This is a genomic window from Rhizobium sp. BK661 (assembly GCF_024808825.1).
Lineage (GTDB): Bacteria > Pseudomonadota > Alphaproteobacteria > Rhizobiales > Rhizobiaceae > Rhizobium.
This window is the reverse complement of record NZ_JANTYT010000014.1, coordinates 42,468-68,525: the sequence shown is the minus strand read 5'-3', so window position 1 is coordinate 68,525 and position 26,058 is coordinate 42,468. Positions and strand designations below refer to the sequence as shown.

The 26,058-nt window shown below is 58.2% G+C and carries 25 protein-coding genes and 1 pseudogene; 9 read left to right on the top strand and 17 right to left on the bottom strand.

Features of this window, described 5'->3' with window-relative positions:
- Positions 1-199: 199 nt before the first annotated feature.
- Entirely contained in the window at positions 200-523 is a 324-nt protein-coding gene (locus FHX16_RS23170) for a hypothetical protein (RefSeq protein ID WP_183759186.1), read from the bottom strand.
- Between the two features lie 315 nt (positions 524-838).
- On the opposite strand from FHX16_RS23170, the gene FHX16_RS23165 reads away from it, so the two are divergent.
- On the top strand, positions 839-1,108 hold the full coding sequence (locus FHX16_RS23165) for an RcnB family protein (RefSeq protein ID WP_183759187.1): 270 nt from the start codon (positions 839-841) through the stop codon (positions 1,106-1,108).
- Between the two features lie 1,318 nt (positions 1,109-2,426).
- On the opposite strand, the gene FHX16_RS23160 is transcribed toward FHX16_RS23165, so the two are convergent.
- Positions 2,427-2,576, bottom strand: a complete 150-nt coding sequence (locus tag FHX16_RS23160) for a hypothetical protein (protein WP_183864097.1) — start codon at positions 2,574-2,576, stop codon at positions 2,427-2,429.
- A 131-nt stretch (positions 2,577-2,707) separates the two neighbouring features.
- Positions 2,708-2,947: pseudogene (locus FHX16_RS23155) on the bottom strand (carboxymuconolactone decarboxylase family protein); the annotation flags it as partial.
- A gap of 858 nt (positions 2,948-3,805) precedes the next feature.
- On the opposite strand from FHX16_RS23155, the gene FHX16_RS23150 reads away from it, so the two are divergent.
- The 4 genes from FHX16_RS23150 to FHX16_RS23135 are packed head-to-tail and all read left to right on the top strand — an operon-like array spanning position 3,806 to position 7,659.
- Positions 3,806-5,179 (top strand): NAD(P)/FAD-dependent oxidoreductase, encoded by a 1,374-nt coding sequence (locus FHX16_RS23150; protein ID WP_183864095.1) that lies wholly within the window; start codon positions 3,806-3,808, stop codon positions 5,177-5,179.
- Positions 5,176-6,009 carry a DUF1365 domain-containing protein gene (locus tag FHX16_RS23145; RefSeq protein ID WP_183864094.1) on the top strand — a complete coding sequence of 278 codons (834 nt, stop codon included), beginning with the start codon at positions 5,176-5,178 and terminating at the stop codon, positions 6,007-6,009. Before FHX16_RS23150 ends, FHX16_RS23145 begins: the two co-directional genes overlap by 4 nt.
- A complete protein-coding gene (locus FHX16_RS23140; RefSeq protein WP_183759191.1) occupies positions 5,996-7,258 on the top strand; it encodes a cyclopropane-fatty-acyl-phospholipid synthase family protein in 1,263 nt (420 codons plus the stop codon). The genes FHX16_RS23145 and FHX16_RS23140 overlap by 14 nt, the downstream gene beginning before the upstream one ends.
- A complete protein-coding gene (locus tag FHX16_RS23135) occupies positions 7,255-7,659 on the top strand; it encodes a DUF2177 family protein (RefSeq protein WP_183759192.1) in 405 nt (134 codons plus the stop codon). The genes FHX16_RS23140 and FHX16_RS23135 overlap by 4 nt, the downstream gene beginning before the upstream one ends.
- Positions 7,660-8,528: 869 nt before the next feature.
- On the opposite strand, the gene FHX16_RS23130 is transcribed toward FHX16_RS23135, so the two are convergent.
- The 7 genes from FHX16_RS23130 to FHX16_RS23100 form a co-directional block, all read right to left on the bottom strand.
- Positions 8,529-9,398, bottom strand: a complete 870-nt coding sequence (locus FHX16_RS23130) for a sugar phosphate isomerase/epimerase family protein (RefSeq protein ID WP_259130596.1) — start codon at positions 9,396-9,398, stop codon at positions 8,529-8,531.
- Positions 9,399-9,556: 158 nt separating this feature from the next.
- Positions 9,557-10,204, bottom strand: coding sequence for a nucleoside/nucleotide kinase family protein (locus FHX16_RS23125; RefSeq protein WP_183864092.1), 648 nt, complete (start codon positions 10,202-10,204; stop codon positions 9,557-9,559).
- A gap of 38 nt (positions 10,205-10,242) precedes the next feature.
- A complete protein-coding gene (locus tag FHX16_RS23120; protein WP_183864091.1) occupies positions 10,243-11,103 on the bottom strand; it encodes a sugar phosphate isomerase/epimerase in 861 nt (286 codons plus the stop codon).
- A gap of 3 nt (positions 11,104-11,106) precedes the next feature.
- On the bottom strand, positions 11,107-12,102 hold the full coding sequence (locus FHX16_RS23115; RefSeq protein WP_183759091.1) for an ABC transporter permease: 996 nt from the start codon (positions 12,100-12,102) through the stop codon (positions 11,107-11,109).
- A complete protein-coding gene (locus FHX16_RS23110) occupies positions 12,099-13,115 on the bottom strand; it encodes an ABC transporter permease (protein WP_183864090.1) in 1,017 nt (338 codons plus the stop codon). The genes FHX16_RS23115 and FHX16_RS23110 overlap by 4 nt, the downstream gene beginning before the upstream one ends.
- Complete coding sequence (locus tag FHX16_RS23105; RefSeq protein WP_183864089.1) at positions 13,108-14,598, bottom strand: sugar ABC transporter ATP-binding protein; 1,491 nt, start codon at positions 14,596-14,598, stop codon at positions 13,108-13,110. Before FHX16_RS23105 ends, FHX16_RS23110 begins: the two co-directional genes overlap by 8 nt.
- A 115-nt stretch (positions 14,599-14,713) precedes the next feature.
- On the bottom strand, positions 14,714-15,688 hold the full coding sequence (locus FHX16_RS23100) for a substrate-binding domain-containing protein (RefSeq protein WP_028827899.1): 975 nt from the start codon (positions 15,686-15,688) through the stop codon (positions 14,714-14,716).
- 247 nt (positions 15,689-15,935) lie between these two features.
- Between FHX16_RS23100 and FHX16_RS23095 the strand changes: the two genes are divergently transcribed.
- The gene (locus tag FHX16_RS23095) at positions 15,936-17,024 is read left to right on the top strand and encodes a LacI family DNA-binding transcriptional regulator (RefSeq protein ID WP_183759088.1); all 1,089 of its coding nucleotides are present in this window, start codon (positions 15,936-15,938) and stop codon (positions 17,022-17,024) included.
- Between the two features lie 87 nt (positions 17,025-17,111).
- Here FHX16_RS23095 and FHX16_RS23090 read toward each other — a convergent pair whose 3' ends face one another.
- Positions 17,112-17,450: a sulfite exporter TauE/SafE family protein gene (locus tag FHX16_RS23090; protein ID WP_259130591.1), complete on the bottom strand. Its 339-nt coding sequence runs from the start codon at positions 17,448-17,450 to the stop codon at positions 17,112-17,114.
- A gap of 244 nt (positions 17,451-17,694) precedes the next feature.
- Between FHX16_RS23090 and FHX16_RS23085 the strand changes: the two genes are divergently transcribed.
- A complete protein-coding gene (locus FHX16_RS23085) occupies positions 17,695-18,087 on the top strand; it encodes a helix-turn-helix domain-containing protein (RefSeq protein WP_183759086.1) in 393 nt (130 codons plus the stop codon).
- 27 nt (positions 18,088-18,114) lie between these two features.
- On the opposite strand, the gene FHX16_RS23080 is transcribed toward FHX16_RS23085, so the two are convergent.
- From FHX16_RS23080 to FHX16_RS23055, 6 genes are all read right to left on the bottom strand, one after another.
- Complete coding sequence (locus FHX16_RS23080; RefSeq protein WP_183759096.1) at positions 18,115-18,384, bottom strand: hypothetical protein; 270 nt, start codon at positions 18,382-18,384, stop codon at positions 18,115-18,117.
- A 66-nt stretch (positions 18,385-18,450) separates the two neighbouring features.
- The gene (locus FHX16_RS23075) at positions 18,451-19,197 is read right to left on the bottom strand and encodes a TfuA-like protein (protein WP_259130589.1); all 747 of its coding nucleotides are present in this window, start codon (positions 19,195-19,197) and stop codon (positions 18,451-18,453) included.
- Positions 19,194-20,447, bottom strand: coding sequence for a YcaO-like family protein (locus tag FHX16_RS23070; protein ID WP_183759084.1), 1,254 nt, complete (start codon positions 20,445-20,447; stop codon positions 19,194-19,196). The genes FHX16_RS23075 and FHX16_RS23070 overlap by 4 nt, the downstream gene beginning before the upstream one ends.
- Before the next feature lie 11 nt (positions 20,448-20,458).
- Complete coding sequence (locus FHX16_RS23065) at positions 20,459-20,590, bottom strand: hypothetical protein (RefSeq protein ID WP_259130587.1); 132 nt, start codon at positions 20,588-20,590, stop codon at positions 20,459-20,461.
- A gap of 124 nt (positions 20,591-20,714) precedes the next feature.
- Positions 20,715-22,661 (bottom strand): BTAD domain-containing putative transcriptional regulator, encoded by a 1,947-nt coding sequence (locus FHX16_RS23060; protein WP_183864087.1) that lies wholly within the window; start codon positions 22,659-22,661, stop codon positions 20,715-20,717.
- Between the two features lie 225 nt (positions 22,662-22,886).
- Positions 22,887-23,927, bottom strand: a complete 1,041-nt coding sequence (locus FHX16_RS23055) for a glutamine synthetase beta-grasp domain-containing protein (protein WP_183759082.1) — start codon at positions 23,925-23,927, stop codon at positions 22,887-22,889.
- Positions 23,928-24,389: 462 nt separating this feature from the next.
- Here FHX16_RS23055 and FHX16_RS23050 point away from each other — a divergent pair, with 462 nt between their 5' ends.
- Both FHX16_RS23050 and FHX16_RS23045 read left to right on the top strand, forming a co-directional pair.
- Entirely contained in the window at positions 24,390-24,590 is a 201-nt protein-coding gene (locus tag FHX16_RS23050) for a DUF2735 domain-containing protein (protein ID WP_259130584.1), read from the top strand.
- 164 nt (positions 24,591-24,754) lie between these two features.
- Positions 24,755-25,984 carry a TIGR03862 family flavoprotein gene (locus FHX16_RS23045; protein ID WP_183864085.1) on the top strand — a complete coding sequence of 410 codons (1,230 nt, stop codon included), beginning with the start codon at positions 24,755-24,757 and terminating at the stop codon, positions 25,982-25,984.
- The last annotated feature ends 74 nt before the right edge of the window (positions 25,985-26,058 follow it).

Here is a 26,058-nt window from a genome sequence, read left to right as displayed (position 1 = left end):
TGCAATTTCTGACATAACCAGATTCTGTCGGAAAGCACCGGGCAGATCGACAAACCACAAATTTGCCAGTCAGCGGCCCGAGACGAGCACGGGACGTTGCCTTCGAAAGAATGGACGAGACGGATGCCCGCAGATACATTTCCTCGTCGACAATACCAAGGGCGCTCACATTCCTATACCCAGTTGTTGTAAGGACTGTTCAGTCCACGTGTTCCATGACCTTTAGATCTATCGCGACGCCGCTGTCGGCGACAATGTGCAGCGTGCGGATCATGTCGGCGGCTTGGAGGAGTGCCTCGCCAAGTTCACTCCTGCTTCGACTGGGTGCCGACCTTGCAAGCGCCCAAAGCAAGACAATGGCGTCGCTCCGCGTGCCGCTTCCTGGGATGCCGACAGATTCGCGGAGGTCCCGGATAACAACAATCGACCGATAGATCAGCCCACTGAACTCGTCAGGCTGAATCTTATCGACCTCGTTCGCGGCGCGAACGAGTTGCGAAATGACGTCTGTCGCAATGGCCAAAAATTGATCCTCTCCCGCCAAACCATTGAACACACACGTGAATCAAAGTCAACGCTCGAACACAGCCGCGTTTTGATGTCCGCGGTCCGCTCCGCGCTCATGAGGCTCTCTGTCATTTGCAAGAGATGAGGCTGGAACGCGGTCAGTTTGTTGAGGTCGTCAATGCGCCTTTGCAGCAAATCAGTCCGACATGATCCGGCGACTCGGAGACAACCGGGATGAAGGTGCTGTGACTGTAAACCATCATCCCGAAATTAAGCCTCTGTTAACCGCATGGCCTCTTAGCTGCCCTCGTCCAATGAACGAGGATATCTTATGAAGCCTGTCGCTTTCGCAATTGCCGGCATGATGCTGGCAGTCTCCCACTCACAAGCAGAACAACGGCGTGAGCCAGACGAATGGGGGTACCGGCTGGACAAAGGCCGCCCAATGCAAAATTGGCGCTGGTACAGCAGCGTGAAGGACTATCACCGTTTTGGTTTGCACGAACCGGGCATCGGACAAGAGTGGGTCAGGGTCGATAACCACTTCGTGCTGCTCAATACGGCGACCGGCGTCATACTGAGCTTGTCCGCCGCCATTTGACTACGCAACTCCGAGCGCCATGGATCCCTGGAACAAAAGGGCACGTGTATTGTTCGGCCCCAGGAAGAGCGGGGTCGCACTTCCCCGTCATTCCAGAAACTGCCGCTTGAACTGCCCGCTTTTTTGTTTCAGGCGGGGCATTTTTCCATTGAGCGCTCGATGCATTTCACTTCCCCTGCTGGGCAAACGGCGGTGACGGGAGGGTTCAGCCGTCGGGACTGTGCATTGTGAAGCCGAAGGAGGCCCGGCAATGCTCTGAGCAATAGCCAACGACCGTTGTTGGAACCGTCGAAAGGGAGGGTTTGCACGTCACCGTTGTTTCCCTTTCAGCATGGCCCGCTTGTTCTCCGGCGGGGCCTTTGCGTTTCCAGAGACGCTTGTCTTCCATACAGTCGCACCGGCGTGGAAGGCCCACTGGGTCAACCACTCTCAAACCTACCTTCAGTCCGATGATCGTCCACCGTTCCTTCAGGTGGAAACTTTTTGCGCATGCGCAGGAACAAAGGCCCGATATCGACCGTTTCCCGCACGCTTCAGAATTGAAACCCCTGGAAGCACAATTCCGACCCCGCACCCGAGACTGCGGGGTTTCTTTTCCGCAGTGTGACCTGCGTCCACTATATCAAGCGATTTTCGGGAATGCCCGATAGCAGACCGCGCCTTATGCGTTTATGCATCCTTGTTCCCAGTTGACGTTCGTCACCTTCGATCCTCGGAACGGCCGCCAGCTCCCTGCGTTCGTCTGAACGAGTTGGCGGCGTAGATAGGTTCCATGCTGCTAGGGCGGTCAAAATGCAGGAGATCATAAACCTGGCACGGCCTAGCGGGACGTCCGGATCGGATCGACCGTTGAATGCGACGGAGACGGATTCGCTGGAGACGACGTTACGCACGACATCAGAACGAGTTGAACAAAGGCTTGAAGGCTTGCAAACCGTTGGATACAGTTCGACTGCGCTCTGGCTTTTGGGCGCATTTCGATGTTCATCTCCAAACCCCGCAAGCAACGCGGGGTTCTTTTTTTGCTGGCCGTCACCGATCAGCCGCCGCAAAGCATTATCTACCATCATAATTCTATTTGGAGCAGAATGCCCCGCCTCTTTAGTGTTAGCGGCTCTCGACAGTTTTGGCTGAACGCCCAGGTTACTTTGAGTGCCCGGCCACTCCACCCCGCCGACCAGCGCAGGTCGGCTCGTAAAGCAGCGCGTGAACGAGCCGGGCGCCTGCCCGCAGAAAAATCTGTCCAAACGCCGACCTGCGTTGTTCTGGCCCGAGGGATGCGGCCCCGCGCAATTGGATGGACGGGTATGACGGAGCCTCAATTGACCGATGCGTAGCCCGGCGTCTGATACAGCGTGTGCTTCCTACCCTTGATTTCAGGGATGAAACCGTCCTGGTCCCAGCGAGCTGGAGCAACGTGTTCGATCGCCACCGACACCGATCCTTCATCGTTTCCCAAGACCGACATCACGGCTTTGCTGAGCTGTGCCGCCAGTTACTTCTTGTGGCCCTCTGTCCGGCCCTTGATCATCTCTACAACGATATGCGGCATGGCACTCCCTTTCCGCCTTTTGCGTCCGCGCAACAAGATGCGTCGGTTTACCGGCCTTGGCCCTTCAATACTTCGCCAACCACCGGAGCGGCTGAAAACGCGGCGGGCCAACCCGCATAAAAGGCAACATGGGCCACAATTTCGCCAGTCTCTGCCGCCGTCAATCCGCTGTCCATCGCCTTGCCGAGATGAAATTTGATCTGGGCGACATTTCAGGCAGCCATCAGGCTGCTGACCGTGACAAGACTTCTATCCCGGGGAGCAAGTGCTTTGGACTGATCTAAATCGCTCTCCATGCGTAAACATGGACGAGAGATGTCCCGACCATGCCCGACCATGAGTGCGTGAGATGATGTGAACTGCCGCGAAGTTACGGAACTAGCCAATTCGGTTCGGGTGAAAGTTGAGGTGAAACTCATACGTCCCTTCCACCGCCACAACGCTTCAAGAAACATCAAAGGGTGCGATAGAGCCGCTCTTACGAAAAAAATTAAGTTCCAAGATCCGAGGCGCGTCATGATAGAACATTCCTGCAGCTTGAGGTGCGACGTTGTCGTAGATCAACGTGATTGCAAGGGATCTCAAACGCTTGCGCGGCTTCTCCTTGTCGGAGCGCTGATCGAGGCCACGGCCCTGATCGCGGTTGGATGCAGCTCAATTGAAACAAAAGGCGGGGCAACCACGGTTCCGAGGCGTGGCGCCATCACAGCATCGGCGCAAGACTGTAGCAAAAAGCCGAACTACGAAGGCATGTTGCGCACGTTGTGCTATTAATTTTGATCATCCCGCTCAAGCGGCTTCTTTACTTTTCCGTTCGACAGATCGGTATGTCGCTAGCACGCATTGCTCCATTCCCTAATGCCCTCCACGCCACAGGCCGTCCGGCTGGATCTCAGATTGACGACTTGCGGGAGTACCCGTGCCCAGCGACATCCGGCCGCCAAGAGGCGAACCGTTCACCGCGCCTTGTGACTTGTTCCGTGGAAATGCAGCCACGGCGAGGCACGATTCAAGCTCGCGTTGACAAAAAACCTGACTGAAAAATTTTCTCTCCCAACCAAACTAAGCGGAAGTTGCTCTCGTACATGCGGTTGAGGAAAAGGCTGGCCAAGGGCCGGAGACGGGCCGAACCAAGAGGACTGCACATGTCGTTTCACCATCGGAGTACGGGCGAAAAACGTCTGAATATCGCCGTAATCGGCAGTGGTATTTCTGGTCTGTCGGCGGCTTGGCTCCTGTCGCAACGCCACGACATAACGGTGTTTGAAGCTGCCGATCGCATCGGCGGTCATTGCAATACCGTCGAATTCGAACGTCGCGGTATTGCGACTACAGTCGATACCGGCTTCATCGTCTATAACGAGGTTACATATCCCAATCTGACCGCACTCTTCCGTGCGCTCGACGTGCCAACCGCGGCCTCCAATATGTCATTCGCTGTCTCGCTAAACGACGGCACCTTCGAATATTCCGGTGGCAAAGGCCTCGGTCTTTTTGCCCAGAAATCCAATTTCGTCAGACCGCGTTTCTGGTCGATGATACGGGATCTCTTGCGGTTCTATCGTTGTGCGCCGCGTGATCTAGCAATGATGGGAGGCATTTCTCTCGACGATTACCTCACCCACAACGGCTATGGTCGAGCATTCCGCGATGATCACCTTTATCCGATGGCAGCGGCGATCTGGTCGACCCCCGCCATGCAGGTTGGTGCGTATCCAGCCGCCGGCTTCGTGAAGTTTTGCCACAATCACGGGCTCCTCGACCTGCACGATCGTCCTGCCTGGCGCACTGTGAAAGGCGGCAGTCGGGAATACGTGACCAGGCTGACCCGCCCGTTCGCCGATCGCATCCTGCGTTCAACAGCGGTGGGCGCAATACGTCGTCTGCCCGGATCTGTCGAGATCCGGGACGCCCGTGGCGAGATGCACGTCTTCGATCATGTCGTGATCGCAACGCATGCGGATCAGGCGCTTCGCATGCTGGCCGATGCGACTTGTGACGAGCGACGAATTCTTGGTGTCTTTCGTTATTCGCAGAACGAGGCGGTGCTGCACGGGGATGCCAGCCTGATGCCGAAGCGGCGCGCTGCCTGGTCTAGTTGGAACTATGTCTCCGAGACACGAGAGGGCCCTACGCGACCGTCGATCACCTATTGGATGAACAGGCTGCAGCCTTTGGGAGCAGCACCGCCGACTTTTGTGACGCTCAACCCACGCCGCGAGCCGTGCGATGGGACCGTCATTCGCCGCGAGACCTACGACCATCCGGTATTCGACCTTGATACCGACCGGGCGCAGCATGAGATCTGGTCGCTACAGGGCCAACGCAATACGTGGTTCTGCGGCGCGCATTTCGGCTCCGGCTTCCATGAGGATGGTATTCAAGCCGGGCTTGCCGTTGCCGAGGATCTTGGTGGCGTGCGACGCCCTTGGACGGTCCCGCAGGAAAGCGGCCGCATCGTTCGCAGGCCGTTGGCAAGGCCGGTGGAACTTTCCTCAAGTCTGGAGGTGCCGGCATGACGGCCAAGCTCCAGTCGGCACTTTTTCCCGGGAAGGTGACGCATAAGCGGCTAAAGCCAAAACAGCACCGGCTGACCTATCACATCTATTCACTTCTCATCGATCTCGACGAACTTGAGGCCCTCGACCGGGGGCTGAGGCTATTTTCCGTCGATCGCTTCAACGTCTTTTCGTTTTACCGCAAGGATCGCGGCGATCGCTCCGGTTCCGACCTCAAGAAGCAGGTGGAGCGCAGTATGTTGGCGGCAGGCGTCGAGCCGGATGGCGGTTCCATTCGCCTGCTGACCATGCCGCGGCTTTTGGGTTGGGCCTTCAATCCGTTGAGCGCGTTCTTCTGCTACGGCAAGGATGGGGCGCTGAGGGCGATCCTCTGGGAGGTGGACAATACGTTCGGGGAGCGCCACGGCTATATGATCCCTGTGGAAACACCCGACGGGGCGGAGATCGTCCAGCATTGTGACAAGGCATTCTACGTCTCGCCGTTCATGGATATGAACCTTCGTTACGAATTCCGTGTTCTGCCTCCTTCGGACAAGATTTTAATCAGTATCGGTGCATTGGACGAGGAAGGGCTGCTGCTGACGGCTCGACATCTGGCACAGCGGACCGAACTGACAGACGCCGCCCTGCTGAAGACATTCTTCGCCACTCCCTTACTGACGCTTCGGGTTATCGGCGGCATCCATTGGGAAGCGATAAAAATCTGGCTGAAGGGTGTTCGCCTGCGTGTGCGTCCGAAGCCGCCGAAACATTCCGTTTCCTTGGTCCGCAACGACCGCATCGAGGAAAGCGCACAGCATCGAAAGATCGAGTTTCATGAGTCAGTTTGACGATTTCTCTCATTTGCCACGTCCGCTGCCGGCTCATTGCGACGAACTAGGCTTCGGAGGCCGGCTTTTGGGACGTCTGATCGGGAATCTTCATTCTGGGCGCCTGAGGATCATGCTACCGTCCGGTATCGTTGTCGAAAAGTCCGGTACCAGACCCGGTCCCGATGCAACAATCGTCATGCGGAACTGGCGAATGCTTCGCCGCCTCGTCACGGCTGGCAGTATCGGCTTTGCCGAAGGGTTTATTGAGGAAGACTGGACGACGCCTGACCTGACGGCGGTCATTCGGCTCGCATCACGCAACAGGGATGCCCTAGCGAGGGCGATCGACGGCAACGTCTTAATGCGGCTTATCAACAGAACCCGCCATCTCCTGAATGCCAATACGAAAAATGGAAGTCGACGCAACATCAAGGCCCATTACGATCTCGGCAACGATTTCTACAGGGAATGGCTTGATGAGACGATGCTGTATTCCTCCGCGATCTTTGACAATGCGACGCTAAGCCTCGAAGCCGCCCAGCAGAAACACCTCGACCGGATTCAAGAGAAGCTTGCGCTCAAGGGCGGCGAAAGCGTGCTCGAACTGGGATGCGGCTGGGGCGCGCTTGCCCTTGAACTTGCAACCAGATCGAATGCCGAGGTCGTCGGCGTGACCCTTTCACCGTCGCAACTGGTTTGGGCGAAAGACGCGGTGAATAAAGGCAACAAGGCTCGCCAGATCGATCTGCAGTTGAAGGACTACCGCGATGTAGAGGGCCAGTTCGATCGCATTGTGTCAATCGAGATGTTCGAAGCTGTCGGCGAAGCCTATTGGGCAAGCTACTTCGAAGCCTTGAAACGCTGCATGAAAAATGACGGTCGTGCAGTGCTGCAAATCATCTCCATCGAGGAAGGCCGGTTCGAGGCCTATCGCCGCGGCATCGACTTCATCCAGAAATATATCTTCCCGGGCGGATTCCTGCCTTCGGACAAGGCGCTCGAAGCAGCGGTGTCCTCCGCGGGACTAAAACTCACGGAGATTGAGCATTTCGGGAAATCCTATGCTCGGACACTGTCGGAATGGCGGTCGCGCTTTCAAGCGCATTGGCCAGCCATTGCGAAGCAAGGCTTCGACGAGCGGTTCCGACGCCTTTGGAACTATTATCTCTGCTACTGCGAGGCGGGTTTCGAGGAGGAGTGCATCGATGTCGGGCTTTACACGATCGAACATGCTTCGAGTGCGCGCGGACAAAGGAGAGCAAAGTGAAGATGTACTTCGTTGCCTATCTCGCCACTTTGATCGTCTTTGTCGCGATCGACTTTCTCTGGCTGAGCAGCATGGCCAATCGACTGTATCGGCCGACCTTGGGTGACACGCTGACGCCGGACTTCCGGCTCGTTCCGGCTGTCGCATTCTATCTGATCTATGCGGCCGGACTTACAATTCTTGCCGTCAGGACAGGCTTGATGTCCGGTTCCCCGGCTACGGCCGCACTCTACGGCGCCATTGTCGGTTTCACCGCCTATGCAACCTACGACTTGACCAATCAGTCCACGCTGAAGAACTGGTCGACGACGTTGACAATTGTAGACGTGATGTGGGGCACAGTGCTGTCAGCTGCGTCCGCAGGCATAGGTTCCTGGATCACGCTGCGGATCGATGGATGACCCTTTGCAAATCGGATTGTTGGGCCCAGGCGAACGAGCATTCCTTTTAACGTCGCAAGGTCCGAACTTAGAGCATTCCTCACCTGCTTGCTTTCATTTTCCTGCGCCCGTTCGCTCGCGATTTCGGTCACGCCCCGCAGTCGAAACCGTAAACCGATGACATGCTGAAACGACGACCAGGTATTCGGGGAAAGGGATCTTCTTTACGCCTCCACGCCAATTAAAAAAAGCACTCGACTGCCGGCGATTTTTGAACTGGGTTCCATCTCCGCTCGTAGCACCATCCCGGATATACGGCAGGATGAAAACTTGAATTACGCCTCCGTTATTTGGATTGCGATCGGACTTTCGGCTGGCATGTGCGGCACGTCGACCGTTCAGAAGCACACTGGAAACAGCGGTTGGATCGATACCGTTTGGGTCGTTTTCCGTCGGGACCGGCGGGATCGCGACGACATGTTTTGCGTCCGGTGAACCAGCTCGGCTAATGGCTATCGCCGCCATACTTGCGGTTTGGTCAGAAGGCTTGCTTAGCACACAGCGGCACGCAGTCGCGGGAGCGGCGAGGATCCCAGATACCGTAACATGACAGAAGACGGGTCAACACCGTTTTCCCCGGTCCGCGCAAAGGGGAGCACGCAATTGACCGTGCGCTCCAACTGGCGATCTCCTGCTTTCAAAGCCTATCAGGGACGCGCACGGGCGGCATACCTCAGAACCGCACCAGAGCACTTCGAGCAACGCTCTTGATCACTGCATCGACCCGTTTACGGTCGCGGCGGTATCAGCGCATTTCGTGCCATGTGTCGACCGCGACCAATGTTCTTCATGCAACTGGGGCAATGAACACTGGCCGAAGTGGCCCTGGATCACCCCCCGAGCACAAACCGGGAAAATGCCAGAGAATTACGCGCATCGTCATCCATCCTGGCTTCGCCTGCGCCATCTGTCAGATCACGCCAAACACGAATGTCAGAGCCAATCGTGCCGCCGGTCTTGACGAACGGTTCCATCACGACCGCACCGGTGTAGTTGATCTCACGGAGCGCGAGGCCGATCTCGTGCCAGGGTATTCTGCCCTTCCCAGGTACACGGCGATTACTTTCCCCAGTGTGGAAATGACCTAGCAGCGGACCGGCGGTGCGGATGGCGTCGCCGAAACTGTCTTCCTCGATGTTCATGTGGAAGGTGTCAAGCATCACCTTGACGTTCGACTTGCCGACGTCCTTCACGAAGGCAACGCCTTCAGTGGCGGTGTTCAGAACGTGGTTCTCGAACCGGTTCAACACCTCGATGCAAAGGTTTATGCCGAGGTCGTTCGCAAAGTCTGCAATGCTGTGTATGCCTTCGACACCGCGGGCCCGATCGCCGACCTTGTCGACCGGTTGCGTATAATCGACCGGCCAGTACGAATGCAGTGCGCCGCCGATCGTCTTGATATCAAGCTTGGCCACATTGGCGAGCGTCTGCTTGAAAAATGCCTTGCCGGCTTCCCTGACTGCACTGTCGGACGACGACAGGTTTTTGCTCTTGGAAGGACCAATACCTGCAGTCAGGATGATGTTGTTATCTATCGCGCTCTGCCTGATGATCGCGAGGTCAGCATCACTGTATTCATTGATATGATGCGCCGCGACTTCGATAACGTCGAAACCAAGTTTCGCGACCTTTTCAATGTACGGGCCAAACTTTGCGCTCCACTCATGTTCCCAGTAAGAGTAGTAGATGCCATGTTTCATAGGAGCCTCCTTGAGGTTTCAACTTGCATTTCCTGCCGACGCTTTGTCGGACAGATACGAACGATGGTGCCTGACAGGGCGACGGAACCGACGAAGACGGTAAAGCGACCCGGTGGCGAAAGGCGGCGAAGCGAAAGGCTTCGTTCCGACTTGGAGAATTAATTGTTGTCGATGCGTCGGTCGGGCTCAGCGCTTCCCGAGATGATGGCAAGGCCATTCGGCAAATCGTTCTCTTCGACCTTGCGATCGATTTCCCTTGGATCGAGCCCGAAGGAAAGCCAGCGATCCTGGAGCCTTTTTCGCAGATTGTCCTCGCTGACGTCCACAAAGACAGTGAAGTCGAAAATCGGTTTCAACCTGTCCCAGGGGGCCTGGCGGGAGAGGAGGTAGTTCCCTTCGCAGACGATGATGTCCACCGATTGCGGGATCAGGCTTCCCCCAGCACGGGCGATTTCGATCATGCGATCGAAAACCGGGACGGCAATGACGTCATCTTCGTTTGCCTTGATCCGCTCGAGCATCCGACGGAACCCATGCGTGTCGAATGTGTCGATGGCTCCCTTGTAGGGCCGCCGGCCCATCTGCTCCAGCACGGCGTCATCATAGTGATAGCCATCCATCGGAAACAAAGCGGGCCTGACAGCGTACTCGGTCTTGAGATCGTGAACGACCTTTTCCGCGAGAGTGGATTTTCCCGACCCGGGTGCACCTGCAATGGCAATCAGGACTCTTCTGCCACCATTTTCAGATAGGCGCTGAACGGCGACTTTCGCGATCTCACGCGCGTTTGCATCAATCTTGCTCAAGGAGTTCCTCCTTTGCCATCCGCCAGACAGACCACGGCCTAGGCCCCGAAATCCCGCCACCCGTATTGAGCGGCCTTGCCACGCAGGAACGAGAGACCGCTCCCCATGACTTCCTCCACGTCGCGGGCCACCGGACGCCATGTCGATATGTCGCCGGCCATCTCCGTCGGCATGCTGACAAAGCTCTCCAGCACCAGTGCCCCTTTGAAGCCGATTGCCGAAAGGGCGACGAAGATCGAATCCCAGGGGACGTTGCCTGCGCCCGGCGTTCCACGATCGCTCTCCGACATGTGCATGTACTTGAGGTGATCACGAGCTGCGAGAATGCCGTTGGCGGCCCCCTTCTCCTCGATATTCATGTGGAACGTGTCCAGGTGGACGAAGACGTTGTCCATGCCGATCCGCTCGACCAGCGCTACGGCTTGCTCGGCGGTATTGACGAGATGGTTTTCGTATCGATTTACGGCCTCGACGCCGAGCTCAATACCCTTGGACCTGGCCCGTCTCGCAGCCGCCTCGAGGGCACGGGTAAGGTTGTCGTATTCGGCCTGGGTTGGCAGCGAGCCCGTTCGTTCATTGGTGCCGCCAAAGGTTACGCCGGTGAGCGCCTCGGCGCCCATTTCGGCGGTCTTGTCGATTGCTGTTTCCAAGTGGCGGATCGCCGCATCGGGTTGTCGTGATGCCCACGCCGCCTCGGGCAGCACGAGTGAGCATGCGGCTTTGATCCTGTTTGTCTCGAGGAGCGCACGAGTGTGCGCGGCGTCTACCGAGGATGCATCAACCAGCGGGATTTCGATAAATCCGAGCTGGTACTTCTTCGCCCCGGCAATGGCCCGCTCCGCACCTGCGCGGTCCCAATTCATTGTCCACATGCTTGCGTGAATTCCAAAACCCTGCACCGTTCAACCCTTCCTTCTACGTGCGGCCATGTAGGCCGAAGCTATGGTTCGCGCAGCCATGACGACGATCATCAAAACGCCCCATAAAGCCGTTGCGAGATGTTGGTTGGCCCCCATCAAATTGAGACCCGAGGACAGAAGCTGGAGCACGATGAGTGCGACGAAGACCGGCAAGACCCGCCCGAACCCACCAAAGGGGTTGATCCCACCCAGGAACGCCGCAAGAACGGTAATCAGCAGGTAGGATTCACCGTGACCGACGCGAACCGAATTGAACCGGGCAAGCATGATTACGCCGGCGACAGCACACATCACTCCGGACAAGGTATAGACCAGCACCAGAATGCGACGGGTATTGAGACCGGAGTAGCGCGCCGCGTCGATGTTCGAACCGATCATCAGGAGGCCAAAACCGAGCTTGAAACGTGTGAGCAGGAGCTGCCACAGACCGACGCACACGATGAAGATCAGGAGGGGAATCGGGAACCCGAATATCTGTCCGTGCCCGATCGGAGCAATGAAGGTCGGAAAGCCGGACACGTCGCCGCCACGCGTGAGGAATTCGCCCAGGCCGCGCAGGAAGATCATCATCGACAGCGTCACGAGGATTGGATGCGCACGTGTGTAGGCAATAGCAGCACCCGTCATCAGACCCGCTGCAGCGCCAGTGACAAGAGCCGCGATGACGCCAAGAAGAAAGGCAGACGGCGACGCATCGACACCACCGTACGTTTGCATCACCCACGCTGCGGCAAGACCCGACAGATTGGCGGTGAATGTCACGGACAGATTGATGCCGCCGGTCAAAAGCGGCAGCAGCATCGCAAGCGTCAGCAGGCCGAGTTCCGGTAACTGGAAAGCAACCGAGCCAAACGTTGCAGCGGAGATAAAATTGTTTGCTGCAAGACCGAAGATGACCATCACCGCCAGGAAGGCGATGGCCGGACCTGTCATATCCGCGCCGAAGGTGGCATTGAACCTTTGAGCTATGGCTTTCATGAGTGGGTGCTCCCCCTTCTGGTGCCGCCCTTGGCAAGGAATGGCAGAAGCTTGTCGATCCGTGCGGAAGAAAGCGTTATGGCGGCAAGAATGATCGCGCCGACGATCATCTTGAATGCGAATGGCGAGACGCCCATCAGGTTCAACCCGTTCTGGGTAACGGACACCATCAGCACCCCGAGAACGCATCCGATGACCGACCCCTTGCCGCCCCCGAGCCGCGCGCCGCCGAGAACCGTTGCGGCAAGGACGTCGAGTTCACGACCGTAAAGCGCGTTCGGAACGACCTCCTCGGCGTAGTGGGCCTGCATCAATCCACCGATACCGGCCATCAGACCGAGCCAGCCGAACGAAATGTAATGCATGGTTCCGATATTAATGCCGAAGCGGCGCGCTCCCTCCGGATTGTCGCCAAATGCGTAGAGCTGCCGCCCAACGGTGGTGCGCGAAATCATAAACCAGGTCGCTACACAGCAGAGGACCATGACGACGACAGGCAGGGTAAGCTCCACCCAAGACCCGTCGGCCATCTCGCGTTCGAAAAACACCACGCGCGTCGTCAGCCATTCGGGCAGGTCGTAGATCGAGACGCCCTTGGTGAAGAACATCAGGAGACCGAAGAAGATGTTGAAGGTCGAGATTGTCGCAACAATCGAGATGATATGGAGGCGGTAGACGAGTGCCGCGTTGATCAGGCCGAGGCCGATACCGATCGCTCCGGCGATGATGAACCCTTCGGCCCAGTTGCCGCCGCCCAACGCGCCGAGCGCGAGAGCGGTGACATACTGCACGACGGATGCAGCGACGGCGAAAGAAATGTCGATCCCGCCTGAGATCAGGACGACGAGAAGTCCGACGGCGAAGATAATGTTGACGGCCGAAACGTTCAGCACATCAAACGCGTTGGAGATCGTCAGAAACCGGTCCGTCGCAAAGGACAGACCGAAGCAAAGCACGATCATGACCGCAAGAAGCGTCAACTCGGTTGTGTGTCCAAGGATCAGCCTACGCATAGACGGAAGCCTCCAGTTCGGCGAGCGATACGCTTCGCGGGTCGTAGGTCGCGTGAATCTTGCCTTCCACCATGTGAATGATGCGGTCGGCGTTGAAATAGACCTCCGGTGGTTCGTCGGAGATCAGGATGATGGCTAGACCCTGGGCCGCCAGCTTGTGTACGATCTCGAAGATGCCTGCCCTGGCCCCGACGTCGACGCCCACCGTCGGGGCGTCGAGGATCAGGATTTTGGGATCGATGGCCAGCCACTTGGCAATCGCAACGCGCTGCTGGTTGCCACCTGAAAGCGTCCGTATGGGATCATCAGGCGTACCGATCTTGACGCCGAGCGCCTTGATCCAATGGTCGACGACGCTTGCCTTCTTCGTCGGAGAGATCATCCCGCCCGACATAAGCTTGTCGAGGGATGCCATGACAAGGTTGTCGGCAATCGATTGCGGCTGGTTTAGGCCGAGTGACAGCCGGTCTTCGGACAGGTAAGCAACACCAGCACGAATGGCGTCCCGATTAGACCCGAAACTGACGCGCTCGCCCTCGATGCTGATCTCACCGGCTTGCGGCCGATGCATTCCGAAGATCGTAAGCGCCAGCTCTGTGCGACCCGCCCCAAGGAGGCCTGTAATTCCGAGCGTTTCACCGCGCCGCAGGTCAAATGAGATGTTCTCGAACTCTTTCGCTCGTGTAAGTCCACGCACGGAGAGCACGACTGGATCTTCATCGTGATCGTTGGCGATGACGATGTTGTCGAAGTTGCGACCCGTCATGAGTTCCGTCACGCGCGACTGGGTCATGCCTTCGACGGGGTAAACGCCAACCAGCGCACCATCGCGGAGCACCGTCATCCGATCGGAAATCTCCAGGACTTCGGCGAGGCGATGCGAGACGAACACGACCGCGACGCCGGATGCCGACAGGTTGCGAACGATGTCGATCAGATAGTCGGTTTCGGATTGCGTCAGCGACGCAGTCGGCTCATCCATAAACACAAGGCGAGCTTCGCCGACAAGTGCTCGCGCAATGGCGACGATCTGGCGTTGCGCAATTGGCAGCTCCTTGAGTGGCAGGTCGGGGTCGATCGTAACGCCGAGCCGGGCAAGCGCCCTTTCGGCCGCGTCTTCAATCTTCCGCTTGTCGACGAGGCCGTATTTGCCATTGACCGCGTACTGAAACCCGATGTTTTCGGCGACCGTCATCTCCGGGAAGAGCGCCAGGTCCTGCCAGATGACCTGAATGCCAAGTGACTGCGCCAGCGTCGGTGTCATCGCTGTGACCGGCTGGCCGTCGAAGAAGAACTCCGCACCATCCTGCGGTTTATAGACGCCGGTTATGACCTTGATCAGCGTGCTCTTGCCGCACCCGTTTTCTCCTGCAAGGCAGTGGACCTCGCCGGGATTGACCTCGAACGAGACCCCTTTCAGAGCCCGCACACCGCCAAACGTGACTTTGATATTCTTGAGTGAAAGGAGCGGTATAGCGCTCATGGCATATCTCCCTGATCAGCCGCCCGCTCGGCGGGGTCCGCAGGTACCAGTAAATCTTAAGGAGTGGGTCGCGTGGAGCGAGCTCCTCGCGACCCCAGGCTGAGGCCTCGGGAGGTTAGAGGCCCATGCCAACCAACTTGTCGATGCTTTCCTTGTTGATGGCCAAGAGCTGATCAACGATGATTGTATTTCCTTCTGGAGTGATCTTGCCGAGACCCTCTATGTCATCGCCGGCTTTCGGCTCCTGCCCCTTGGAAATGCGATCAGCGAGCGTCACGAAGACCTCACCGGCCTGCTTGGGATTCCACATGAACCCGCCGGTCAGAGCACCCGACTTGATGAGCTTCGCACCCTGTCCTGGCGAGAACGGCCCGATCACAAAGACCTTTCCGTCCTTGCGGCGCTCTTCAACAGCGCGGCCCGCACCAATCGGACCTTGCGAGCCGAATGCGAGGAAGCCCTTGAGATCGGCGTTCGCTGCCATCAGGTCGAGAGCGGTCGAACGGCTCTTGTCGACATCTTCAGCTACACCGTAGCGGTCGCCTACCAGCTTCATGTCGGGATAGTTGGCCTTGATATAAGCAATCGCAGCATCGGCCCAGGCGTTGTGCAGAGGAACGGTCAACGACCCAACGAAGACCGCGTACGAGCCCTTGCCACCCATCTTCTCGGCGAGGAGCTTGCCATGCGCCTCACCGAAGCCCTTGGCGGAAGCCAGTTCGAAGTCCCAGTTCGCACCGACCTGCTTGGGTGATTCATGCGTAATGACCTTAATGCCAGCATCCTGGGCCTTCTTCAGCACCGGCTCAAGGACCTTGGCGTCGTTGGGAACGACACCAATGTAATCGACCTTTTGCGCAATCAGGTCTTCGATAGCGCGAACCTGGAGAGCCGGATCGGCGCTGGTCGGGCCGACCATGAAGCCCTCGACGCCGAGCTTGGCGCTCTGCTCCTTGATGCCGGCCTCCATGGCATTGAACCACGGGATGCCGCCAATCTTAACGACCACACCAATCTTTGGCCCGGCAAATGCAGTCGATGCAAGAAGCGTCAGCGAGAGGCCGAGCGTGATTGCGAGCATTCTCTTCATGGGTTTCTCTCCTCCAAACAGCGGGCAAAGGAGATGCGCCCACACGAGCCCCATGCTGGTGTGCCAAGCGTTATCGGCTCCATGACAGAACCTCCTCCCTCGTCGCCTTCCTCAAAGCGCCCATCGTTTTGCACAATCGTTATTGCTTTCTTGCACAATCGATGGTGCAATAACCATAACATCAAAAAGCCTTTCGTCAAGAGGTGCGATTGTTCTAAATAGTGACGAGAGGCGAGGAGATTCGCGGATGTCGGAAAAAGAGCAAAAGAAAGCAACGATTTACGATCTGTCTGTCGTATCCGGCGCGTCGCCTTCGACCGTCAGCGCGGTTCTGAACGGCACCTGGCGCAAGCGGCGGATCTCGGAGGAAACAGCGGACAAGATCATGACGCTCGCTAAAGCACACCGCTACACGGCAAATCTCCAGGCCCGTGCGCTGAGAAGCTCGCGATCCGGTCTTACCGGACTGCTCCTGCCCGTCTATGATACCCGGTTCTTCTCCTCAATGGCTCAGACCTTCGAAGCGAAGGCGCGTCAGCGGGGGCTGGTCCCCATGGTTGTTTCAGGACGACGGGATCCTGAGGAGGAACGACGCACCGTCGAGTCGCTGATCGCATACTCCATCGATTCTCTCTTCGTTGCCGGCGCGACCGATCCCGACGGCGTTCATCAGGCCTGTTTGCGGGCGGGCGTGCCGCACGTAAACATCGACCTGCCCGGCAAGTACGCACCATCGATTATTTCGGACAACCGGCAGGGCGCGGAGGCCCTGACGACAGCTATCATTCGACACGCGGAGGGAATGGGGCCGCTCGCGCCCGAGGACGTGTTCCTGTTCGGCGGGCGCGACGACCACGCAAGCCGTGACCGCGTGATCGGCTTCCATGCGGTAAAGCACTCCATTTTCGGCGGTGACGTCCCGAAGGACGACATAGAGACAACCGGATATTCTCCGGGAATGACCGCCCTCGCTTTCGAGCGCTTTTACGAAAAACATGGCCGACTGCCGCGCTGCTTCTTTGTGAATTCCTCAATCAACTTCGAGGGCCTGTTGCGATTCATGGGACGTCACGACGGAGAAGCCTTCGGAGACATCGTCGTCGGCTGCTTCGATTACGATCCTTTTGGATCGTTCCTTCCCTTCCCCGTCTACATGATCAAGCCAAACGTTTCCGAGATGCTCGATCGGGGGTTTGACTTGCTCGAGGACGACGATGCGGAGCCGCAGATCATCATGATTGAGCCGCAACTCGTGCCTCCACGCACGGCACTCGAAGGACCTCTCGACGCGATAAAAGATCCGTCGCCCTCTCTCGACCGACCAGGCCGACATTAATAATGAAATCTGCTTGGGCCACGAACGCATTCCATGGGATGAGTAATCGTTCGGTCAGCCCCGGTCCGGGCGCCAACCCCCCGGTGCTCAGCCGGCAGCGGACACATAGTCCAAAATGAGCTTTATCGACAATCCGAGCAAGGCAATCTCGACCAGGCGGAAAAAGAGCTTGTCGGGAACCACTTTCGTCAACTTGCGTCCAACGAAGCTTCCAATGATCGCGGCCGGAACGATCCAACTTGCCAAGTTGACGTCGAACTGGGCAAACTGTCTCAGTTGCCAATAAGGGACTATCTTTGCCGCGTTCACGATCGCGAAGAGAATTGTCGAGGTCCCAGCAAACACCACGACGCGTCGCGTCCGTGGCTCGGTCGGGCATGGTGCGAGCCGCCGAGTGGCCTGTTTTGCCGGAAAATAAACCGACATTGAGAAAGCCTCAAAGCGGATTACAATGGAGCATCGCGTAGTGGGGATCTTGAGGGGTTCTGAACGCCACCGGGGCTCGCGTAGTGTCAGAATTTCGGGCCGGCCGACGTTTTCACCATGTTCGGATTCACCGCTCTATGCGGGATAAAAAACGTATCAACACAATTGATCCGTTCAATTATCTCCGTTAGGTTGATAACTGGCATTATAGTCGCGCAGCAACCGGCGTTCGAAGGAGACACCGATGAAAGATGGACCGCACGCAGTCGATGTTCACGTCGGGAAGACGATCCGCATCAAGCGATTGATGAGGAAAGTATCGCAGACAGAGCTCGGTGACAGGGTCGGCGTCACGTTTCAGCAAATCCAAAAATACGAAAAGGGCTCGAATCGTGTTTCGGCAAGCATGCTTGTCGAAATCGCCGGCGCCCTCGACGTCGATGTCCGGTCCTTTTTCGAGGAAGTCAACGCCAACATGGCGAATGACAACCCGTCGCCAAGCGAGGAATTTGTCGTTTCGCGCGACGGCGTCCTCCTCAATGCCGCCTTCCTGTCGATCAAAAGCGAATCGGTTCGCAAGAAGATCGTAAAGCTTGTGCAGGCAATTGCCGGCATGGATCACACGGACGACGAATAAACGTCAACGTCCTCCCGGTCCTGAACGTCAGTGGCAGTCGAGAAGCACCAGGTTTTCGGCTGCGTCTTTCATCGCGACCTGCGTTTTTGTGCCGATCAGCTTCTCAAGATTGACGTCGAGCTCCCGCTCCGGATCAATCCCGTCCCAGTCAATGACAACCTGAAGAAGAGCCATGTTCGTCAAGTGCATCAAATTTTGCAGCTTGAGCTTATGGGCCTCATCTTTTGCGGCCGACAGCAACCGGAAAATTCTGGCGTACTCCTTCCCCGTTCCTTCGTCCCTTGTCAGAATGTTCATTGCCACCGCCTTCTCCATAGATGAGCCCTCCGGGGCTTCAACACGACCCATCATTTACAGGCGGCGTTACTCGGGCGTTACAGGCGTGACAGCACCCGTGACTTCGGCACGCAAATGCTCCCAGTGAGAGGTGGCAGCAAAGCCCCAGTCACGGTTCTGCGCAACAAATTCCACGTCCTGCAGATATTGCAGCACGAGATCGGCATCCTTTCGCTTGCGCTCGACCTTGCCTGCGCGAATCGCCCGCAGGATTTCCTTAGCCCGGCCCTCGGTCGAAAAATTGCAACCCTCGACGGCCTTCGGATAGGTTCGCTCGGAAAAATGCAGCGAGCGACCGGCCAGAAACAGCATCTTCTGCTCCGCAAGCGATAGCGCGCCATTCCGGTAGAGCCGGGTGATCGTCGGTTCGAAGTCCACCCAGGGAATGGAAAGGGGCAGCCAGCCGAGCTCGGCGGGTGCATGCACGAGGGCGACGGCCTCATCATCAACCAAGGTGCCGCTTTCATAATCGTGGTAGATCGACCCGATGCCGACCATCCCGAAGTCGGCACATTCGGCCGCGCGAAGCGCGCCCATGCTGGCGCCGCCAACCACGATCACATTGTGCTGCAGGGCATAGAGGATTTCCTTGTGCCATACGGACGGCACCTCGCCGAAGAAGCCATCAACAATCCCGATTGCTTTTGCGCCGTCCTGGACGGCTTGCAGGATGTCGCCGCGCGCTGCCGGTCCACGGAAAACCACTGAGGGATTCTCCGCACGCAGCCTGTCGATGTCAGCGCCGAAACTGGGCCCCGCGAAAATGATTCTCATTGCAAAGTTCCCTGCATGGCGCTGACGGCGCGAAGCCCCAGCTGGATATACTCTCCGCTGACATCGACCTCTAGCCCCGGGACGATGACTCGTACGACCGAGACCGGCAAATGCCGATGCTCGAGTGGGACAGCCACCACCTGCTGGATGCCCCTTGCCTTCAGTCGGTCGAGAATGTGACTGATGTTTTCCTGGATTGTCCGCTGCTCGGATCCGAATGTGGCGGCGACCGGCTTTTCATTGCAGAGATTGACCAGATCCTGCATCGGGCCGCCATCCTCCATTCTTTGGTAGATGCGCGGAGAAAAGTCGTCTCGGCTTCCCGCAATCGCCGTCAAGCGGCTTTGCGCGGCTTCGGTGATGGCACGCAACGCTGCCCGTATGGGATCGGGGTGACATCCACATCCCCCACATACATGGGTCCAGCGGGCGTCAACCCGTTCCCCGAGATTTCCCGGGATGATCACCGCAAGAAAGCTTGGAACCCCGATATCGGTCGTCATGTTCAGCAGCAGCAGGCGCATGCCAGCGCGCTCGATGCGGTCGACGATGATATTCAAAACGGTGTCGCCGAAGGCGGCAGGATCGATCCGGGCACCGCGCAGCTGATCGTAGGGCCGCAGCTGCGTCAGCGCCCACGCGTCGCGTTCGACCAGTTCACAAAGGCCGTGCAGGACGGCTTCGGCGGGCCGGTTGCCGGAGGCAAGACCATCGCTCGACTGTTCAAAGCCAGAGGGCCTCGCTCCCCTGTGGTCGAGGCCGACCAGGGGCCAGGGAACGAAGACCGGGCGATCGGACATGATGTCGAGACCCTCACTCCATGCGAGCGGCTGGTCACCGATTTCGGAAGGCACACACCGGGCAACAGAATCGAGATCGATCATCGGCGCGCGTTCGGCCTTCATGCCCTCGAGCGTCGCGATGACAGGCGCGCCTGGCGGAATTTCCGCAACGCGGGTCTCGACTGCCTCCATAGCGGCGGAAGTCATGGCAGCCTCTTCATCGATCCCCTTGCCCTGAAAAACCGAAAGCGTGTAGCTGTTCGGCCGCGTGGCGAAAGCCACGGGAATTTCGAGCAGATCGAGAGCCGTCAGCAGCCCGACGCGTGTGATGCCGAGCTCCTTGAAATACGGCTTGATCGCCGCGAATGTCTGTCCAGGCGTCATTAAGCGGTCGTGATAGCTGTTGATGCCGGTCGACGACAGGCTGAGATCGCGAGCCAAACGCTCCAGTTCCGTCTGAACAGACATTCGCATGTTCCTCAACGAAACTTCAGGGCGTGAACGATGTTCGCCGTGGCGTTCGTGTCGAGCTGGACGCATTCCTGCTTGAGAACGGCCTGGGCGGCTGCGGACAGGCGGACTGCAACGGGCTTGATCTGGGTCGTCGTCATCGGGTTTCTCCTGGTTGGGCAGCTGGGTGCTGCAGACAGGAGAGAACATGCCTCGACAGGCGTTATTTCGGCGTGACCGCACTCAGCACAAGAAACCAGCCCAAAAGGCGGAACGTGTAACGCTTCAGGACAATCCGGCCATGCGCAGGCCGTCAATCAGCTGGCGCGTGTCGTCAGGATTGCGGTCAGGCACGAATTGCCACACGTCGTCGGTGCGGAAATCGGGAAAATTCTCGAGCACGATCGAGGCGTATCGCGACGCAGCCCTGCGGTCACCGTTCTTTGCATGGGCCGCGGCAAGGAGGCGAGAGGTTGCCGGACGATCCTTGACGCGATCCAGAACCTCGATGGCCTTGGCGTAGTTTTCCTGCACAAAATGGATCCCGCCGAGGTTCCAGTAGTAGTAATCGGGCGGCAGAGGATTGAGCTTGAGCGCTGCCAGGCTGAGTTCGAGCGCCCGGTCGCTCTGCCCGTCATGCAAGAGCGCGTCCGCGTGGTCAGCCAGGATATCGGCATCGTTGGGGTTGAGCATCTGTGCTTCGGCAAAGAAATCCAGGCTGTCGCCGAAGCGCCGGCGATAGAGGGCGACAAAGCCGAGCTCACGCATCGCCCGCCCGCTGTTCGGATCGTTGTCACGGGCAAGCCACGCAAAACGATCCGCCTCCTCCAGCAACTGCGTGTCCTTCATTCCCCGGACGAGCCACTCCATTCCCAGCACGCGCGCCATGCCGGCATTTGCAGAGGAGAACCTGTCGTGACGCGCAAGCGCCGACTTGAACCATTTTCTCGCCTGGCGCAGATGCTGCAGGTCGGTCTTCGAGACCAGCCGCTTTCCTTCGAGATAAAGGCGATAGGCCGACGGATTGACGTCATGGGTCATGTCCAGCAGCTCGCGCCGCTCGATCGTATCGGCCAGCGTCATCACGATACGCCGGGCGAGCTGGCCGAACGATTGGTTGACCTTCTGGATGGCAAGCGGCAGGTCGATCGCCCACAGCACCTCGGCGGTCGAGGTTTTCGTCAGCCGGCAGGTTGCATAGATGTCGTCCTCGCGGCCATGAATGGTGACGTAGACCGTGTAGTCGAACCTGAGTTCGGGTGGCGTCGGAGCTGACAGCGCTCCGGTCACGCTGCGGTTGACGATTTCGAGACTGGTATGGGCAGCGATCACCTTGAAGCCACGCTGCTGGCTCAATCCGATCGTCACCTCTTCAAGAAGCGCGCGACCGACACGCTGCAGCACCGGATCTGACAGGATCGTATCCGGCGGCAATATCAGGACTCGCGGCTGACCAAGGGGATCCAAAGTGATACTTGCCGCAGTCGGGGCGGCCTGCCCGGCAAGCCCGGCCGGAACGATGATCCCGAGTTCATGAGCCAGGACCTGGGTCGCGGCATCCGGCTCTGCACCGTATTCGCTTTTGAGTTCACTGCGGCAACGCGAGTAAGCCTGGCGCGCGGCGGCCACGTCTCCGGCCTGTGAATGCATTTGCATCAACGCCCGGCAAGCGATCTCGTTTGCGGGATCAGCATCGATGAGCAGACCGGCGAGCAGAAGGATATCGTCGGACGTCAGTTTTTCCGGCGCGTCGAGAAGGGCGACGATATGGGCTTCACGGCGCTGCTCCACGCGTTGTCGCTCGACGACAACCCTCTCTTCGGCCTCCATCGTCGGCGCCTTGAATCCTTCAAGCAAGTCACCGCGAAACAGGTCCCACGCAGACCGAGGCAAGGGCGCGGCCATGTTGCTGAGCATCAGGACGTCGGCTGCCCAATCCTCGTGATTGAAGAACACATGGGTGTTGGTCGCCTTCAAAAGCCGCGGCACTTCCTCAGGAACCCCGCGATCAATGCGGGCAAGAAGCTGGCGCAAGCTGCCGGCGCGCTGCTTCGACTGGTCCGACTGCCAGAGAATGGAGCGCAGAACCTCACGATCCATCGCAAACTGGGGAGCAGTCACGAGAAAGACGAGAAGCGCATAGGCCTTTTCAGGCAAGACGATCTCATTGCCATCTGCGAATAACGCGGGCGTACCAAGTAGACGGAGAAATCGGCTCTTTTTGCCTGTCACGGGCAACTCGCGATTGGGGGATCTACCTCAACTATAAGGGTAATCACTGCCAACGCAAAGGATTATGCGTTTCAGGTTGAATATTTCAACCGGTGGATGATGCAAGCAAGCGACCACGTCAAAAAGCCGCCTTCCAGAGAACGAATCCGTTGTCGAACGTACGCTCCAGAAGAACGTGGCGCCAGTCGAGATCGGCGCCACTGATATCGAATAGTGACGGCCCGATCAGGCAGCCGCGGCCGCGTAACCGGTGGTCGGAACTTCCGAGATCGTCTTCAGAACCTGCGAGGCGATCTGGTAAGGGCAGCCCTGGGAGTTGGGGCGACGATCTTCGAGGTAACCGCGGTAGTCGTTCTTGACAAAGGAGTGCGGAACACGGATTGACGCGCCACGATCAGCAACGCCGTAGGAGAACTTGTTCCACGGGGCAGTCTCGTGCTTGCCGGTCAGGCGCAGGTGGTTGTCCGGACCGTAGACATCAATGTGATCCTGGAGGTTCTTATCGAACTGAGCCATGAGTGCTTCGAAATAGGCCTTGCCGCCAACTTCGCGCATGAACTTGGTCGAGAAGTTGCAGTGCATGCCCGAGCCGTTCCAGTCGGTATCGCCGAGCGGCTTGCAATGGAACTCGATGTCGATGCCATACTTTTCGCAGAGGCGCAGAAGCAGATAGCGCGCCATCCAGATCTGGTCGGCGGCTTTCTTAGAACCCTTGCCAAAAATCTGGAACTCCCACTGGCCCTTTGCCACCTCGGCGTTGATGCCTTCGTGGTTGATGCCTGCGGCGAGGCAGAGGTCGAGATGTTCTTCAACGATTTCGCGGGCGATCGAGCCGACGTTTTTGTAGCCAACACCCGTGTAGTACGGACCCTGCGGAGCCGGATATCCGGTTTCCGGGAAGCCGAGCGGACGGCCATTCTCGTAGAAGAAGTATTCCTGCTCGAAGCCGAACCAGGCGTCTTCGTCGTCAAGAATGGTTGCGCGGCTGTTGGACGGATGTGGCGTAAGGCCATCGGGCATCATGACTTCGCACATGACGAGCACACCGTTCGCACGGGCCGGATCCGGATACAGCGCGACAGGCTTCAACACGCAGTCAGAGCTGCGGCCTTCGGCCTGCATCGTGGAGGAACCGTCAAAGCCCCAGAGCGGAAGCTGCTCGAGCGTCGGGAAAGCGTCGAATTCCTTGATCTGCGTCTTGCCGCGCAGGTTTGGTACCGGGGTGTACCCATCGAGCCAGATGTACTCGAGCTTATACTTTGTCATTTGCGAGTCTCTCAAACATGAACCGTGAGCAAATCCTCAAGCAAACGGCCGCAGAAAGGCCGCCCGCGAAGGGATGCCACCTATCATGCACGTAGCGTGCCAGTTTGAGTTCGTCCCGCGGGGATCGGCGCCCAATTTTTCGTCTTGGCGGTAGATCCCCACGGAACTGATAGCGGACTCAATCAGTTAGTGGGAGAAAGACATCCCTACCCCTGTCGATCGGTGGCGTCGTTGGAAAATCCTTCGTCAGGGCGGATATTTGGCAACACACCGGCACCGCACAACAATTAGGCAATTGCCCATTTAATTTACTCGACGAAAAACTGATACAAAGACCAGCAGATCTCAATGCACATTATTCCAACAAATATTGCCTTATTTTCAATCATATCGCGCATTTCCTGTGCATCTATGCTATATCGATCTTGAGACGACGGAAGTGGATGAGCAAGGAGGCAGGAAATGGCCATTGGTGTGCATCACGAGACAGCGACGATCTACGCCTTCCCGGGAAAGCGTTTCACGGCGGAGCCGCGCAAGTCTATTGATCTTGAGAGCCAGATAGAGCCTTCCGTCTATGACAGCTGCTGGTACCACGACGAGGCAATGAAGGAAGCTGAAAAGCCATGCCCACCGAAATTCAAACCGCGCAGCGTGGACTGATACTAGAGACGACGGCCAATCGCCCGTCGGCTGTCGCACACGGGCGATCGGCACGCTATTGCGCATGACCCCGACCGCTTCCCCCCTGCCCAACACAGGAAACCTTGCAGTTTCCATTCAGCCCGGTATTGAGGACTTTCGCTCGAAAGCCTAAGCACCGTTTCATGGTCAAAAAGGACATTGCAATACTTGGCGGCGGCCCGGCAGGACTGATGGCCGCGGAAAGCCTGGCGGCAAACGGTCACGCCGTTACGGTTTATGAAGCCATGCCGACGGTAGCGAGGAAATTCCTGCTCGCCGGGAAATCCGGGCTAAACATCACGCATTCCGAAGACTATACTGATTTTACCCGGCGCTTCGGCCCGTCGAATTTCCGGTTGCGGGACGCGCTTGACGCCTTCATGCCATCCGACGTGAGGGCCTGGGCGGCGGCGCTTGGGACCGAAACCTTTATCGGATCCTCCGGACGTGTCTTCCCTGTCGTCATGAAGGCCTCACCGCTCCTGCGGGCCTGGCTGCGGCAGCTTGAGGCAGCAGGCGTTCGTATCCGGACGCGGCATCGCTGGATGGGTTTTTCCGACGGTGGCTATCTGATCGCATCGCCTGACGACACCAGGGTCGTTCGTCCCGATGCCGCGCTGCTCGCACTCGGCGGCATGAGCTGGCCGCGTCTCGGGTCGGACGGAACATGGGCTCCGTGGCTGCGCGAGCAAGGCATCACCGTCAATGGCTTCCGTCCTGCCAACTGCGGCTTCGACGTCGACTGGAGCGACATCTTGCGCCAACGCTTTTCCGGCGCGCCCGTCAAATCCGTCACGGCAACCTCGCAGGCAGGCACCCTACCCGGCGAATTCGTCATCAGCCAGCGTGGCATCGAGGGGAGCCTCGTTTACGCCCATGCAGCAGCATTGCGGGACAGGTTGTCACGCGGCGAACCGGCTTCGCTCGTCATCGATCTGGTGCCGGGCCGTTCCGGCGACCGGATTGCACGGGACCTCAGCAAGCAGGATGCCAAGGCGAGCCTTTCCAATCGCCTGCGCAAAGGCGCGGGTATCGACGGAGTGAAGGCCGCCCTGGTTCGTGAGCTTGCCCTCAGCGGAGAACTCAACGATCCGGATCGACTGGCAAGACTGATCAAGGCCTTGCCCATTCCCGTTTTGAGGCCGCGTCCCATAGCCGAGGCGATCTCATCGGCAGGTGGCATCGACTGGGCCGGCATCGACCCGAACTACATGCTGCGGGCCATGCCCGGGCTCTTTGTGGCAGGAGAAATGATCGACTGGGAGGCGCCGACAGGTGGTTACCTGCTGACAGCCTGTTTTGCCACCGGCCGCGCCGCAGCGCGCGGCATCACCGACTGGCTCGCCCGATCACAGCGTCCGGACGCACCGTAACGCATGGGACGGCCGGCTTTGCCCTCGGGCACTCGGACGGTCCAAAGCGCCCTCAACTGCGGCCTGTCAACCGC